The organism is Streptomyces sp. NPDC003300 (genome assembly GCF_040610915.1).
Classification (GTDB): domain Bacteria; phylum Actinomycetota; class Actinomycetes; order Streptomycetales; family Streptomycetaceae; genus Actinacidiphila.
On sequence record NZ_JBEXNE010000011.1, the window covers coordinates 104,884 to 119,347 of the forward strand.

Below are 14,464 nucleotides of genomic sequence, written 5' to 3' on the forward strand. Positions count from 1 at the left end.
ACACCGCCGCCGATTGGGTGATCTGACGATCGGTCATGCGAAGGACGTACTCGTCCGGCGGTCAGGCGCCGGGCCGCCCGAAGTGCAGGAGAACGCGTCGTGCGCATGCCGGCCAACAGACTCACCACGAGAACGGCCCGGGGGCTGGCCGCGGCGGCCACGGCCGCCGTCATGATCCCGCTGGCCGCGAGCCCGGCCGTGGCGGCGGGCTCCGCCTACGGGAGCTGGAGTCCCGAGGTGCTGCACGTGCCCGTGACCGGCTTCCCCGACGCCACCTTCAGCACCGACAGCAGCTCGCCGTCCATCCCCGGCGGCACCTCGACCTTCCTCAACGGCTCCACCCCCTTCGGCGCCGAGTACGGCAGCTCGCGCGGGCAGAACTACCTCGCTCTGCGCCCCTCGACCGGCGGCACCAACGGCCGGCCGTCCCTCACCACCGTCACCTTCGCCGCCGCCACCCCGGTCGGCTGGGGCTTCACCCTCGGCGACATCGACGCCGACCAGGTGCGGATCAGCGCGACAGGCGCGGGCGGTGTACGGCTGACGGCGGCGCAGCTCGGCTTCCAGTCGACCTTCAACTACTGCGTGGGCACGCCGAAGCCGTCCTCGTGCGGCTCCGGCCCGAACACCGACGTGCCCACCTGGGACCCCGCGACCTCGACGCTGCGCGGCAACGTGCTCGACACCAACGGCGCCTCCGGCTGGTTCCGCCCGACGGCCCCGGTGACCTCGATCTCCTTCACCTACAGCGTGCTCAGCGGATCGCCGGTCTACCAGATCTGGATGGCCGCCCCGGACGCCGACATCAGCGGCACGGTCGCCTCGGACTGCGGCATCCCGCCCGGCACGTCGGTACGGCTGCGCACCGCGACCGGCGCCGCCGTGCTCGACAGCGCGGGCCAGCCGGTGGCGGCGGCCGTCGACGCCGACGGCGCGTACTCCTTCTCCGGCGTGGCCACCGGCCGCTTCCGGGTCGTGCTGCCGGCGCCCGCCGGGTACACGGCGACCGGCGCGACCAGCCGTAACGCCGACACCTCGGGCGGTGACGTGCGCGGCGCCGACTTCCGGATCGGCTGTACGCCCGAGCCCGCGCCGCCGGTGACCGTCCCCGGGAACGGCGGCCCGGTCCGGGTCCCGGTCACCCCCGACCGCGCGCCCCACACCCCGGTCACCGTCCCCGAGCCGCCGGACCACGGAAAGGTCGCGGTCGAGGGAGACCACCTCGTCTACACGCCCGACAAGGGCTACGCGGGCAAGGACTCCTTCATCTACAAGGTGACGGCGAAGGACGGGCAGCCGAAGTTCGTGAAGGTGAGCGTGGACGTCACCAGGCCGAAGCCGACGCCGACGCCGCCCAAGCCGCACCCCGCTCCCCCGGCCAACCACCCGCAGCCGCAGCAGACCGGCCCCGAACTGGCCGCCTCGGGCGCCGACGGTCCCCTCGCCATGGTCGCGGGCGGCCTCGTCGCCGCCGGGGCCCTCGCGGTGACCGCCACCCGCGCGCGGAAGCGCCGCCGCTGACCCCCCTGCCTTCGTGTACGGCTCCGCGCCCGCCGGTACGGTTCCCGGCGGGCGCGGTCACGTTCACCCGCGCGTCACCGCCCGAGGCCGCACTCCGCCCAGACCATCTTCCCGACGCCGTCCCGCTCCCCGACGCCCCAATGCCCGGGCCCCGCGACCGCGTTGACCAGCGCGAGCCCGCGCCCGTCCTCGTCGCTCTCCGCCGCGACCCGTGGCTCGGGCCGCCCGTCCCCCGCGTCGTGCACCTCGATCCGCACACCGCCAGGCGTCCGCACGTACCGCGTCTGCACATCGCGCCCGGCGACCCGCGCGTGCACGACGGCGTTCGTGAATAACTCCGACAGGATCAACACGGCGGAATCCGTGAGGTCTTCCAGTCCCCAGCCCTTGAGGGCCGTTTCCAGTTCGTGCCGCGCCCGCCCCACCGAACGCGGCGTACGCGGCCACAACCGGGCGACCGTTCGGGATTCGGCACCGGGCGGCTCGCCCGCCGATTCGTCGGACTGTCCAGGTGGTTCTCGGTGCATGGCCGTGCCTTCCCTCGTCGCCGAATCCCATTGACGTCGGGGCCCCCTTGTCGCCACGTCGGGGGCCCCGACGGAGGACTCACCCGGGCGCCCACGGGGAGTGGCGCCGCACGGGGGTCCTCGCCACCCGTCGCGGGGCGCGGCACCCACGCGACGGGAATCGGTACGTACTTGGCAGCGCCAAGCACCGCGCCGCATCGCGGTGCGAAGTAGCGCGTAGTACGAGAGTAGGCACGGAAATGGCTGCGCCGCAACCAGAACAGGCGCACGCGTGCAATCCGGTGCGTCAACGGCGTCGCGTGGCCCTAGAGTTGTGCCCGGTACGTGACCGGGCGTGCCGAGAAGGGAGCCGACCCATGCCCGCAGGGGGACGGCCGACCGTGCGCAGCAGGCGACTCGGGTCGGCCCTGAAAAAGTACAGAACCGCAGCTCAGCTCGATCAACCACAGGCCGCCGAGGTGATCGCGGTCAGCGCCAGCAAGATCAGCCGCATCGAAACCGGCCACATCAGCACCCGCGTCATCGAACTGCGCCTGCTCCTCGACGCGTACGGCGTGACCGATCCCGAAGTGCGTTCTCGGCTCGAAGAGTTGGCCAAGGGGTCGAACCGGCGCGGTTGGTGGCTGGAGCATGCTGCGCACCTACGCGCGGACTACTTGGACCACATCTCGCTTGAGGATGACGCGACGTACATCCGCGAGTGGCAGCCCAACCTGATCCCCGGACTGCTCCAAGTCCCCGCGTACGCGGAGGCGGTGATCACAAGTGCTCCGCACTTCATCGACCCGGAGCGGGTCTCGCAGCTCGTCAAGGTGCGGCAGGACCGCCAGGTAAAAATCGACGAGGTCGAGGGCTCGGCGAACTACACGGTCATCATCTGGGAACCGGTGATCATCCACTCGATCGTCAAACCCGAGGTCTACCAACAGCAATTGGCCCACATTCTTGAGGTCGGCCAAAGGCAGAACGTGACGCTACAGGTGCTATCGATTTCAGCCGGAGTCAAGGCGTCAATGCCCGCCGCGTTTTCGAGCTTCTCCTTCGACAGCGAACCCGTGGTCGAGGCAGTCACGTTGGACAATCTCCGGGGAGCCTCCATCCTGGAAGCCGCCGAGGATTTGACCGCTTACGCTCTCGCATTTGATCAACTACGATCGGCAGCACTGGCCCCGGATGCAAGCGCGCGGCTCATCCGAGGCGCACTACAGAGAAGCAAGGACGACACAAAGTGACCCCTAAGGTAATAGGGCCCTTCCGGAAGTCCTCGTACTCCGGGGCGGAAAACAACTGCGTGGAGGTCGCCGCCACGGCCGGCGGAGGGCGGGCCGTGCGGGACAGCAAGGACCCGGCCGGTCCGAGCCTCTACTTCACGCCCACCGAGTGGACCGCCTTCCTCGCGGGTACGCGAAACGGCGAGTTCGCTCACTAAGGCACCACGCGCCACGCGAAGGCCCCCGGAGTCGCCACCGGGGGCCTTCGCCATGTCGGCGGCCTACCTTCGCGGTGAAGGACCAAGCGCGGGGTCGTGCGGAATTTCTCCAACGGCATGCTGCCGTCGACCAGCGTGCGGAAGTACGGATTGTTCAGGACCCCGGTATCGGCGACGACGCGTTTGGCGTGCGCCGTCACCAACGGGGCTGCGGGCGCCCGCAGATGGGTGGTCACCGCTGTTCCCCTGGCAGGGCTCCCAGGAGGCGGTGGCCCCGGTCGGCCGGGTCGGTGCCCGAGCCGTCGGTGTCGATGACGAGCACTGGGGGCCGCTGAGCGGGCCGGGTTACGGCATCAGGTGGGCGCTTGAGGGGTGAGCGTGTGCTGGAGGCGGGTGACGGTCGCCCGCCAGGGGCCGTCAGGGGGCTCGTCCCAGAGCTCCAGCAGCTCGGAGGGGTCGGTGACGACCCGGTCCAGGGCCCTGAGGGCCGTGGCGCGCAGCGGTGTGAGGTCCGCGAGCGGCCGCTTCGGCCCGTAGTCGGGGTCGATGGGCTCACCGCCGGGGCACTGGGCGGCGACCAGCGCGGCGGCGGCGACGGCCTCTTCGGAGATGTCCGCGTCGAGGTCGCCCGTCGTGTCGATCACGCGGACGAGGGCGTCGCGGACGATGCCGGGGCGCGCGTCGGGGCTCGCGTCGTCGAGGGTGTCGCTGAGGTCCCACGCGGTGTCGTTGTCGAAGGGGCCGACGTGCCAGGTGCCCATGTCCTTCTCCCGCCGCTCAGACGGCCGCCGCGCCCAGCGCCTCCGTCAGGGCGCTGAGGGTGGGGCCGAGGGGCAGGTCGCAGCCCCGACATCACGGTGAGGGACGAGCCCAGGACGAGCAGGGCGGGGGCGGCGTCGACCAGGGCGAAGGCGCGGTGGACCCGCTCGGGCGGCACATTCTCGCCGAAGAAGACCACGTCCGGCTTGAGCGTGCCGGTGCCGCAGACCTCGCAGGGCACGAGCCGGAACCGCTCGGTGCTCCCCGCCGGGAGTTCGGCGTCGCCGTCCGCGTTGGTGTGGGCGACGGCGGTGGCGCGGAAGCCGGGGTTCGCCTCGTCCAGGCGCTCGTCCAGCCGCGTACGGTCGCTGAGGTCGCCGCAGTTCAGGCACACCACCCGGTCCAGCCTGCCGTGCAGGTCGATCGCCTCCGCCGTACCGGCCGCCGCGTGCAGCCCGTCCACATTCTGCGTGATCACCCCGGTCACCGCGCCCGCCCGCACGAGCCGCGCCACCGCCCGGTGCCCGTCGTTCGGCAGCGCCCGCGCGATCGTCCGCCACCCGAGGTGGCTGCGCGCCCAGTACCGGCGCCTGGCCGCCTCTTCCCCGACGAACTCCTGATACGTCATCGGCGCCGACGTCCGCCGCCGCCCCGTCACCCCGCGGTAGTCCGGAATCCCCGACTCCGTCGACAGCCCCGCCCCGCTGAGCACCACGGCCGGCCGCCCGGCCAGGAACCCGGCCAGCACGTCCACGCCTTCCCCTCGCCCCCTGCCGACCCCGGTCTCCATACCGGCAGCGTACGCCCGCCTGACGGGCGCTAGGGGCCTGTCCTAGGCCGTCACGTCGCGGGTGGTGAAGCGGGCCCAGGCGGCCGAGCCGAAGACGGCGGCGTAGAGGGCCTGGAGGCCGAGGTTCTTGGCGATGCCGGTCCAGGTGACGGGGTCGCGGAGGATGTCGGCGAAGCTGAGCCAGTAGTGGGGGAAGAGGTAGGGCTGGAAGGCGTGGAGCTGGGGGATGTTGTCGATGATCTGGACGGTGATGAGCAGGCCGACGGTGGCGGCCATGGCGCCGATGCCGCTGTCGGTGAGGGTCGAGATGAACAGGCCCAGCGCGCCGATGCCGACCAGGGAGGCCGCGACCAGGACCGCGATCAGCAGGCAGCGCAGCATGCCGTCCGAGAGGGAGATCGTCGTGCCCGACAGCAGCGTGACGTCTCCGACCGGGAAGAGCGCGAAGCCGACGATCAGCGCCGAGACGGCGACCACCAGGGTGGCCGCCAGGCAGAAGGCCAGCACGGACGCGTACTTGGCGAGCAGCAGGCGGGTGCGGCCCGCCGGGGCCACCAGCAGATAGCGCAGCGTGCCGCCGCTGGCCTCGCCCGCGATCGAGTCGCCCGCGATCACCCCGATCGCCATCGGGAGGAAGAACGGGAGCGTGGCCGCCAGGGCGGCGAACGTCAGGAACAGGCCGTTGTTGCTCACCTGCTCGATGAACGCCGGGCCGTTTCCGTTCCCGTCCGGCCCCCCGCCCCCGCCGAGCGACCCCCCGTTACGCGTCTCGATCCGCACCGCCACGCCCACCAGCAGCGGCACCCCCGCCAGCACCGCGAACAGCGCCAGCGTCCGCCACCGCCGGAACACGGTGACCAGCTCCGACCGGAACAGCCCGAAGCTCCAGAGCAGCCGGGGCGTACGCGGCCCGGACGGCGGCTCGGTGGCCACGGTGCCCGCGGCGGCTCCGGCTTCGGTCCCGGGGGGATCGGTGGCGGGCCCGGAGGGCCGGGCGGCGGGCTCCGGGGGCGATGCGGGCTCCGGGCCGGCCGGGTCCGGGGCGGGGGTCGGCTCAGGTCGCGGGCCGGTCGCAGGCCGGTTCTGGTCGGCCGCAGGCCGGTTCTGGTCGGCCGCAGGCCGGTTCTGGTCGGCGCTCGAAGCGGCCGGCTCCGTTTCAGCCCGCGACATCGAAGCCCTCTCCTGTCAGGGCGACGAACGCGTCCTCCAGGGAGGCGCGTTCGAGGCCGAAGCCGCGCACGCGGACGCCCGCGGCGACCAGCGCGGCGTTGAGGTCGGCGAGGTCCGGCGGGTCGGGGGGCAGTTCGCCGCTGAGGCGTTGGCCGTCGGTGAGGAGGGCGCCGACGCCGTGGTCGGTGAGCACGCGGGCCGCCTCCGCCGGGTCCGGTGTGGTGACGACGAGCCGCCCGCGCGTACCGGCCGCGAGGTCGGCCACCGGCCCCTGCGTGAGGAGCCGGCCGCGCGCCATGACGGCCGCGTGCGTACAGACCTGCTCGATCTCGTCCAGCAGGTGCGAGGAGAGGAAGACGGTGGTGCCGTCGGCGGCCAGCTCCCTTACCAGGGAGCGGATTTCGCGCATGCCCTGCGGATCGAGCCCGTTCGTGGGCTCGTCGAGGACCAGCAGCTCGCGCGGCTGGAGCAGGGCGGCGGCCAGTCCGAGCCGCTGCTTCATGCCCAGCGAGTACGCCTTCGCCTTCTTCGGGCCCGCCGCCGTGAGCCCGACCCGGTCCAGCGCGGAGCCCACCCTGGCCCGGCGCGTACGCGGGTCGGCCGTCGGGTCGGCCGCGTCGTACCGCAGCAGATTGTCCCGGCCGGACAGGAAGCCGTAGAGGGCCGGGCCCTCGATCAGCGCGCCCACCTTGGGCAGCACCGTGCGCTGTGCGCCCGGCATCGGGCGGCCCAGCACCCGCGCCGTGCCCGCCGTCGGCGCGATCAGGCCCATCAGCATCCGGATCGTCGTCGTCTTCCCCGAGCCGTTGGGGCCCAGGAAACCGAAGACGCTGCCGCGCGGCACCCGCAGGTCCAGGCCGTCCACGGCGAGCGTGCCGCGGTACCGCTTCGCGAGGCCGCGCGTCTCGATCACCACGTCGGCGGCGTCCGCCGCGGGCACGGTCACCGCGTCGTACGCGCTCGACCCGTTCGGCCCGGCGGCCTGCGGCTGCTGCATCGCGCTCCTCTGCGACGGGGACTGGGAAGTGTACGGCGCACGCCGCGCCCGGCCGGAACTCCCGGCTCCGGGCCTGGGCCCGGACCCGCTTCCGCCCGCGCCCGGTGGGTGCCCCCCCCCGGACGGGGACGGGCACCCGCCGACTGGCGTGCGAGCGACGCTACTTCGCCGCGTTCGACGCGTTCGCCGCGTCCGTCAGCGCGGACTGCGTCACCGCGCCGACGTACAGGGTGCCCTTGTCGGTCAGGAGGGCGTTGACCAGGCGGGTGTGGAAGACGGTGCCGGAGCCGAAGTCACCGGTGACGTGCCGGCCGAAGCTGTTGAGCAGGGACTGGGCGTCGCCGCCGCCCTTGCCGTGCGCGTTCTTGTCGGCGCCGGAGGGCAGGCCGCCGGGCGACGTGATGACGGCGATGGAGTCCCAGCCCTTGCCGATGACGGTGGGCTCGGCGCCGGAGGTGTGACCGGTGCCGTTGACACCGTCGAAGCCGGGCAGGCCGGTGACACCGTCAAACCCCTTCTGGCCCTTGGCGACGGCGTCGGACTCCTTGCCGGCCTCGGTGACCTTCGCGCCCTTGGGCGGGGTGAAGGTGAAGGTCGACGCGGACGGCTTGCCGAAGCTCACCTTCGTGAAGCCGATGTCCACGATGGCCTTGCCGCCGCCCTTGGGCGAGAGCGTGAACTTCAGCGGGACGCCGGTCTTGGAGTCGACGGCGATACGGATCGCGCCGACCGTGGTCCTGTCCGCGTGCTGCGGGGTGACCAGGAGTTGGTACGCGCTGTGGCCCGCGACACGCGCGGTGCCGTCCACGGTGACCGAGGCCGTACCGTCGGCGGCCTTGAGCACCTGCTGGGCGGCGGCCTGCGGGGTGGCCGGGAAGTCCTGGGACCGGGCCCTGCTGTCGGCGCCGCCCTTGGCGTCGGCCGGGGCGGTCGCGTGATACGCCTCGTTGGACCCGCTGTCGTAGCCCCAGACCTCGGTGCCGTTGTGGATCAGGCTGTACTCGGCGGTGGGCTCGATGATCGAGACCTTCTGCCGGTCGGGGCCGTCCGCCGCCACGTGCAGGGTGTGCGAACCGGCCAGGAGCTGGGTGAGCTGGGCCTGCGGGGCCGCGGCCGAGCCCTTGCCGTCCTTGCCGTCCTTGCCGGACGGGCCCGCGGCGCTCGCGGCGCCGCCGAACAGGCTGCTCGCCGCGCCGCCGGACAGGACGTCGGGCAGCCCGAGGTCCGTACTGACCTTCACCGAGCCCGACACCGTCTGGGTGTCGGACGCCGCGATCTTCGTGAGCAACTGCTCCGCCGTCAGCGTGGGCAGCGACGGGCTGCCGGTGTCCGCGAGCGCGGGTACGAGGCTGATGGTCGCCGCCGCCACCCCCGCCACCGCGACGGGCACCGCGTACCGCATGGCCTTGCGTCCCCGCCCCCTGCCGGGCTCGTCCGATTCCGGGTGCTCCGGAAACTGTGCCGGTTGGATCCGTGCCATCGCGTCTCTACCTCCGTCGTCGCGGCGGTTCACTGCCTCGCACTCGTCCGCTCCCCGGGCCATTGTCGCCCGGTCCGCCGTGAAGTGGACGTCTCCATCACACCAAAACGGCCAACCCGCCACATCAGCCGACGGATGCAACCCTGTGTACGTCCCCGGGATGACAGACCCCGACGCCGTACTCGGGTCGGCGCAGGGCGCCACCTAGGGGGCGTCGGCGATCCGACCTCACCGGCCGGTGCACGTCGCCGATGCAGCCCGACGCCGGGGCCCGACGCGGGAGCCCGACGCGGGGGCTAGCCCGCCCGGTGCACCACGATGTCGCACAGCGCCGCCAGCGCCAGCTTCGCCGTGCACTCCGGCAGCGGCGCGAGGGCGGCGCGCGCCTCGTCGGCGTACCGGAGGGTGTCGCGGCGGGCCTGTTCGAGCGCGGGGTGGCCGCGCAGGAGGCTCAGGGCCTCGCCGTGCAGGGCGTCGTCGGTGAGGTCGCCGTCGAGGAGCTGGTTGAGGCGGCGGTCGGTGGCCGAGACGCCGCCCGCGGCCTGCTGGTACAGACGGCGTACGTGCAGGATCGGCAGCGTGGCGATGCCCTCGCGCAGGTCGGTGCCCGGGGTCTTGCCGGACTCGTGGCTGTCGCTGGTGATGTCGAGGAGGTCGTCGGCGAGCTGGAAGGCCAGGCCGATCCGCTCGCCGTACTGGGTGAGGGTGTGCACGACCGTCTCGTCCGCGCCGGACATCATCGCGCCGAACCGCCCGGACACGGCCATCAGCGAACTGGTCTTGCCCGCGAGGACGTCCAGGTAGTGGTCGATCGGATCGCGGCCGTCGCGCGGTCCGACCGTCTCCAGGATCTGGCCGGTGACCAGCCGTTCGAAGGACTCCGCCTGGACGCGTACGGCCTCGGGGCCGAGGTCGGCCAGGATGTGCGAGGCGCGGGAGAAGAGGAAGTCGCCGGTCAGGATGGCGACGGAGTTGCCCCAGCGGGCGTTGGCGCTGGGCACGCCGCGGCGCACCTCGGCCTCGTCCATGATGTCGTCGTGGTAGAGCGTGGCCAGGTGGGTCAGCTCGACCACGACGGCCGCGGGGACCACCCGGGGCGCGTGCGGGTCGCCGAACTGGGCCCCGAGCATCACCAGGAGTGGCCGGAAGCGCTTGCCTCCCGCCTTGAGGAGGTGGCGCGCGGCGTCGGTGATGAACGGGACATCACTCTTGGTGGCCTCCAACAGGCCCTCTTCGACGGCCGAGAGACCGGCCTGGACGTCGGCCTCGAGGGCCTCGTCCCACACGCTCAGCCCGAAGGGCCCGACGACGGTCACGAGGGGTACTCCTGTCGCTGATCTGGCTTCTGGCGGGGTCTGAGGGGCGGCACTGTCTACACGGGCAGCGTAGCCGGTCGGCTGTGGATCACCGCCGGGGCATCGCCCTGGAAGCGGGGTCGCGGCGTACCGGAAGCGAGGTTCCGGAATTCCCCCCGGATTCGCCCCGTATTCGCCGCGGCTTCCTCACGGGTTCCCCGCTCCGGCCGCACCGATTCCTCACTCCGGCGGCGCGGCTTCCCCGCTCTGCCCCTCGGCTTTCCCCGTCCCTGCCCCTCGGCTACCCCCGCTCCGGCACTACACCAGGCCGTCTCCGACCGGGCCGGTTATGATCCGTAATGCCGGTTTTAGCGACGTAAAGACCGCCCGGAAGGGATGATGGCCGATTCGGGCGGTTGACCGAAGAACGTTCACCATTACGTAAGACGGTCCCGCAACATGGTCAACTACACTCGCGGCAGCAACAGGTGACATGTCCTCGCTTCGGGGTAGACCCCACGGGTAATCCCCGGGGAAACCCCCCAAGGAAAGAGAGGAGGTGGATCGATGGCAGCCGACCTGCGGGAAGACGAGGCGGAGGCCCACGTGCGCGGGGTCTGCTTCAAAACGGGTCCGCCCGCACGCACCGGTGTGGAATTGGAGTGGCTGGTCCACGACCGCTCCGATCCGCTGTCCCTGATATCCGTCGACCGGCTGGACGCGGCCCTCGCGCCCGTCGAACAGCCGGGCGGGCTGCCCAGCGGCAGCAGGCTCACCCGTGAGCCGGGCGGCCAGGTGGAGCTCAGCTCCCGGCCCGCCGACACCCTCGCCGCCTGCGTCGACTCCATGGCCGCCGATCTCGCGGCACTGCGACAGGCGACCGACGAGGCGGGACTCGTCCTCGTGGGACGCGGGCTCGACCCGTTCCGCGACCCTCCCCGCGTGCTCGACCATCCCCGCTACCGGGCCATGGAGAGCTTCTTCGACCGCGACGGCCCGTGGGGCCGCACGATGATGCGGCGCACCGCCGCCCTTCAGGTGAACCTCGACGCGGGCGACGACTCCGCGGGCACCTCCGGCTACCGCTTCCGCTGGGAGCTGGCGCACCGGATCGGCCCGGTCCTGGTCGCGGCCTTCGCGAATTCGCCGGTCCAGGGCGGTACGCCGACCGGCTGGGTCTCCACCCGGCAGGCGGTCTGGAGCCGGATGGACCCCAGCCGCACCCGGCAGCCGGGGCACGACGAGGACCCCCGTACCGCGTGGACGCGGTACGCCCTCGACGCGCGCCTGCTGTGCGTACGCGAGGGGCCCACCGACAGCAGCGGCGTCTGGGACGCCGCCCAGCCCGACTGGTCGGTGCCGGGCGACCTGACCTTCCGCGCATGGCTGCGGGGCGCGCCGGGCGTGCGGGCGCCGACCGTGGACGACCTCGACTACCACCTCAGCACGCTCTTCCCGCCGGTCCGCCCGCGCGGCTGGCTGGAGCTGCGGATGACCGACGCGCAGGACGGCGACGACTGGATCGTCCCGACCGTGCTGACGGCGACACTGCTGGACGACCCCGTCGCCGCCGAGGCCGCCCACGCGGCCACCGAGCCCCTCTGCGAGGACGGCGATCCGATGCCGTCCGAGGAGATGTGGCGGCGCGCCGCCCGGGTCGGCCCCGCCGACCCCGTCATCGGCGAGGCCGTACGGGCCTGTTTCGACGCCGCGGCCGGTGCGCTGGCGCGTACCGACGCCCCGGCGGCCCTGCGGCTGGCCGTCGCCGACTTCGCCGAGCGCTATCCAGAACGCGGACGATGTCCCGCCCATGACCAGTTGGACGCGCTGCGCCGCGTCTGACCCTCCGGAAGGCATGTCGTGACAAACCCTCGTACCGACGGCCGGAACACGGCCGAAAACAGTGCCTCACCCGGCACTTCCCTCACTTCTGGCGCATCCAGCACTTCGGCCGCTTCCGCCACGCCTGGCTCGGCATCGGGCGCTTCGGGCGCTTCGCGTGCTCCGGGCGGTGCTGACGGGTCCGGTGGGTCCGGGGCTTCCAACGGGTCCGGGGCTTCCGGCGGCTCCGGCGGCTCCGGGACTTCCGGTGGCTCAGGCGGCTCCGGCGGCTCCGGGACTTCCGGCGGCTCAGGCGGCTCCGGCGGCTTTGATGTCAAGGCGCGGGCGCTCGCCGCGCTGGAGACCGCCCGGCGCAGGACCATGGCCCTCACCGACTGCGTGGACGACGCGGATCTGGCCGCGCAGCACTCGCCGCTGATGTCCCCGCTGGTCTGGGACCTGGCGCACATCGGCAACCAGGAAGAGCTGTGGCTGGTCCGTGAGGCCGGCGGCAGGCCGGGCCTGCGGCCCGACCTCGACCAGCTCTACGACGCCTTCCAGCACCCGCGCGCCGACCGTCCCGCGCTGCCGCTGCTCGGCCCCGACGAGGCCAGGGCGTACGTGGCGGAGGTACGCGCCGAGACCGTCGACGTACTGGACGCCGTCGACACCTCGCCCAACGACTCGCCGTCCCTGAAGCGGGAGCGGGCGGAACGGCTGCTCGCGGACGGCTTCGTCTTCGGGATGCTCGCCCAGCACGAGCAGCAGCACGACGAGACGATGCTCGCCACCCATCAGCTCCGCAGCGGCCCGGCCGTCCTGGAGGCCCCCGAGCCTCCGCGGGCGCCCGCGGACGCGGCCGTGCTGCCCGCCGAAGTCCTCGTCCCCGGCGGCCCGTTCACGATGGGCACCAGCACCGAGCCGTGGGCGCTGGACAACGAGCGCCCCCAGCACACCGTGGACGTCGCCGCCTTCTGGCTGGACACCGTGCCGGTCACCAACGGCGACTACCTCGCCTTCATCGCGGCGGGCGGCTACCAGGACGCCCGCTGGTGGACCGAGGAGGGCTGGCGGCACGTCCAGGACGCGGGCCTCGAAGCGCCGCTCTTCTGGTCGTACGACGACGGCGCCTCCGTCTGGACCCGGCGCGTCTTCGGCCGGACCGAGCCCGTACGGGTCAACGAGCCGGTCGTGCACGTGTGTTGGTACGAGGCCGACGCGTACGCCCGCTGGGCCGGGCGGCGGCTGCCGACCGAGGAGGAGTGGGAGAAGGCGGCGCGGCACGACCCGGCGACCGGGCGCTCGCTGCGCTACCCGTGGGGTGACGCCGATCCCGGTCCCGAGCACGCCAATCTCGGCCAGACGCACCTGCGGCCCGCGCCCGCGGGCAGTTACCCGGCCGGTGCGGCGCCCTGCGGCGCGCGTCAACTCCTGGGCGACGTATGGGAGTGGACGTCCTCGGACTTCGCGCCGTACCCGGGCTTCGAGGCGTTCCCGTACAAGGAGTATTCCGACGTCTTCTTCGGTCCCGACTACAAGGTGCTGCGCGGCGGGTCGTTCGGCGCGGACCAGGTGGCGGCGCGCGGGACCTTCCGCAACTGGGACTATCCGATCCGGCGGCAGATCTTCTCCGGGTTCAGGACGGCGCGGGACGCGTCGGGGCCGGGGGCCGGGGCAGGGTCCGGGTCGGCGTCCACGTCTCCGTCCGCGTCCCCGTCCGCGTCCCCGGAAGCCGGGCGCGGCTGATGTGCCGTCATCTCGCGTACGTCGGGCCGCCGTTGACGCTGGCCCGGCTGCTCACCGAGCCGTCGCGCGGACTGTACGAGCAGTCGTGGCAGCCGCGGCTCCAACGGCACGGCACGGTGAACGCGGATGGTTTCGGCGTGGGTTGGTACCCGCTGGAGCCCTCGCCCGAGGAGGGTGACGAGGGCTTCCCGCTCCCCGCCCGTTACCGGCGGGCCGTACCCGTCTGGTCGGACGCCAACTTCACCGAGCTGGCCCGGACGATCCGGGCCGGCGCCGTCCTGGCGGCGGTACGGTCCGCGACCGCGGGCACCACGCAGGACGAGTCGGCCGCCGCGCCCTTCCGCGACGGCCGCTGGCTGTTCAGCCACAACGGCGCCGTCGCCGACTGGGAGCGGCTGCCGACCGATCTGACCTCCGCCGAGCTGCTGGGCCTCGCGTCCCACAGCGACTCGGCGCTGTTGTGGGCGCTGCTCACCCGGCGGCTGCGGCAGGGCCAGCCGCCGGGCGGGGCGCTCGCCTCCGTCGTACGTGAGGTCGCCGCCGCCCGGCCGACCGCGCGGCTCAATCTGCTGCTCACGGACGGCCGGACGATCGCGGCCACGGCGTACGGGGACACGCTGTGGTTCCGTACCGGCCGCGATGTGCCGGGGTCCGCGGAGTCCGCGGAGTCGGCGGGGGCCGTGGCGTCCGGGGGAGCCGTGGCCTCCGGGGGGTCCGTGGCGTCCGGGAGGTCCGTGCTCGTCGCCTCGGAGCCGGACGACGCTCCGGGCGACTGGCACGAAGTCCCGGACCGGTCGCTGCTGTTGGCGACCACCGAGGGCGTACGGATCATCCCGCTGCGCCCGCCGACCCCTGTCCGTACCGACCGCGAGGACGCCCGGGGCAAGGACCGCACACGCGAGGACCCGCACCCGCACCTTATGGAGGAG

At 72.9% G+C, this 14,464-nt stretch carries 11 protein-coding genes and 2 pseudogenes; 6 read left to right on the top strand and 7 right to left on the bottom strand.

The genetic code is table 11. From position 1 onward, the window contains the following. Positions 1-105: 105 nt before the first annotated feature. Positions 106-1,521 carry an Ig-like domain-containing protein gene (locus tag ABZX65_RS18305; RefSeq protein WP_355340393.1) on the top strand — a complete coding sequence of 472 codons (1,416 nt, stop codon included), beginning with the start codon at positions 106-108 and terminating at the stop codon, positions 1,519-1,521. A gap of 74 nt (positions 1,522-1,595) precedes the next feature. Here ABZX65_RS18305 and ABZX65_RS18310 read toward each other — a convergent pair whose 3' ends face one another. Continuing rightward, positions 1,596-2,048 carry an ATP-binding protein gene (locus ABZX65_RS18310; protein WP_355340396.1) on the bottom strand — a complete coding sequence of 151 codons (453 nt, stop codon included), beginning with the start codon at positions 2,046-2,048 and terminating at the stop codon, positions 1,596-1,598. Positions 2,049-2,404: 356 nt separating this feature from the next. Here ABZX65_RS18310 and ABZX65_RS18315 point away from each other — a divergent pair, with 356 nt between their 5' ends. Next, positions 2,405-3,280 carry a helix-turn-helix transcriptional regulator gene (locus ABZX65_RS18315; RefSeq protein WP_355340399.1) on the top strand — a complete coding sequence of 292 codons (876 nt, stop codon included), beginning with the start codon at positions 2,405-2,407 and terminating at the stop codon, positions 3,278-3,280. Further along, entirely contained in the window at positions 3,277-3,477 is a 201-nt protein-coding gene (locus ABZX65_RS18320; protein WP_355340402.1) for a DUF397 domain-containing protein, read from the top strand. Before ABZX65_RS18315 ends, ABZX65_RS18320 begins: the two co-directional genes overlap by 4 nt. A 353-nt stretch (positions 3,478-3,830) precedes the next feature. Here the strand turns inward: ABZX65_RS18320 and ABZX65_RS18325 are convergent. From ABZX65_RS18325 to ABZX65_RS18350, 6 genes and pseudogenes are all read right to left on the bottom strand, one after another. After that, positions 3,831-4,175 (bottom strand): annotated as a pseudogene (locus ABZX65_RS18325) (DUF4259 domain-containing protein); the annotation flags it as partial. Next, entirely contained in the window at positions 4,118-5,026 is a 909-nt protein-coding gene (locus ABZX65_RS18330) for a Sir2 family NAD-dependent protein deacetylase (RefSeq protein ID WP_355340405.1), read from the bottom strand. The pseudogene ABZX65_RS18325 and the gene ABZX65_RS18330, both read right to left, overlap by 58 nt. A 42-nt stretch (positions 5,027-5,068) precedes the next feature. Next, entirely contained in the window at positions 5,069-5,959 is an 891-nt protein-coding gene (locus ABZX65_RS18335) for an ABC transporter permease subunit (protein ID WP_355340408.1), read from the bottom strand. A gap of 223 nt (positions 5,960-6,182) precedes the next feature. After that, positions 6,183-7,193, bottom strand: coding sequence for an ABC transporter ATP-binding protein (locus ABZX65_RS18340; protein WP_355340411.1), 1,011 nt, complete (start codon positions 7,191-7,193; stop codon positions 6,183-6,185). Positions 7,194-7,353: 160 nt separating this feature from the next. Further along, a complete protein-coding gene (locus ABZX65_RS18345) occupies positions 7,354-8,595 on the bottom strand; it encodes a DUF2092 domain-containing protein (protein ID WP_355340414.1) in 1,242 nt (413 codons plus the stop codon). Between the two features lie 374 nt (positions 8,596-8,969). Next, entirely contained in the window at positions 8,970-9,989 is a 1,020-nt protein-coding gene (locus ABZX65_RS18350) for a polyprenyl synthetase family protein (RefSeq protein WP_355340417.1), read from the bottom strand. A gap of 546 nt (positions 9,990-10,535) precedes the next feature. Between ABZX65_RS18350 and egtA the strand changes: the two genes are divergently transcribed. From egtA to egtC, 3 genes and pseudogenes are all read left to right on the top strand, one after another. Then, positions 10,536-11,810 carry an ergothioneine biosynthesis glutamate--cysteine ligase EgtA gene (egtA, locus tag ABZX65_RS18355; RefSeq protein WP_355340420.1) on the top strand — a complete coding sequence of 425 codons (1,275 nt, stop codon included), beginning with the start codon at positions 10,536-10,538 and terminating at the stop codon, positions 11,808-11,810. Between the two features lie 336 nt (positions 11,811-12,146). Beyond that, on the top strand, positions 12,147-13,535 hold the full coding sequence (egtB, locus tag ABZX65_RS18360; protein WP_355340719.1) for an ergothioneine biosynthesis protein EgtB: 1,389 nt from the start codon (positions 12,147-12,149) through the stop codon (positions 13,533-13,535). Next, a pseudogene (gene egtC, locus ABZX65_RS18365) lies at positions 13,535-14,362 on the top strand (ergothioneine biosynthesis protein EgtC); the annotation flags it as partial. The gene egtB and the pseudogene egtC, both read left to right, overlap by 1 nt. Positions 14,363-14,464 lie beyond the last annotated feature (102 nt).

Excerpts from the sequence above, each read along its gene's own strand:
- ABZX65_RS18310 (WP_355340396.1), bottom strand. The coding sequence starts at position 2,048 with ATGCACCGAGAACCACCTGGACAGTCCGACGAATCGGCGGGCGAGCCG.
- ABZX65_RS18345 (WP_355340414.1), bottom strand. The coding sequence starts at position 8,595 with ATGCGGTACGCGGTGCCCGTCGCGGTGGCGGGGGTGGCGGCGGCGACC.
- ABZX65_RS18340 (WP_355340411.1), bottom strand. The coding sequence starts at position 7,193 with ATGCAGCAGCCGCAGGCCGCCGGGCCGAACGGGTCGAGCGCGTACGAC.
- ABZX65_RS18305 (WP_355340393.1), top strand. The coding sequence starts at position 106 with ATGCCGGCCAACAGACTCACCACGAGAACGGCCCGGGGGCTGGCCGCG.
- egtA (WP_355340420.1), top strand. The coding sequence starts at position 10,536 with ATGGCAGCCGACCTGCGGGAAGACGAGGCGGAGGCCCACGTGCGCGGG.
- ABZX65_RS18330 (WP_355340405.1), bottom strand. The coding sequence starts at position 5,026 with ATGGAGACCGGGGTCGGCAGGGGGCGAGGGGAAGGCGTGGACGTGCTG.
- ABZX65_RS18315 (WP_355340399.1), top strand. The coding sequence starts at position 2,405 with ATGCCCGCAGGGGGACGGCCGACCGTGCGCAGCAGGCGACTCGGGTCG.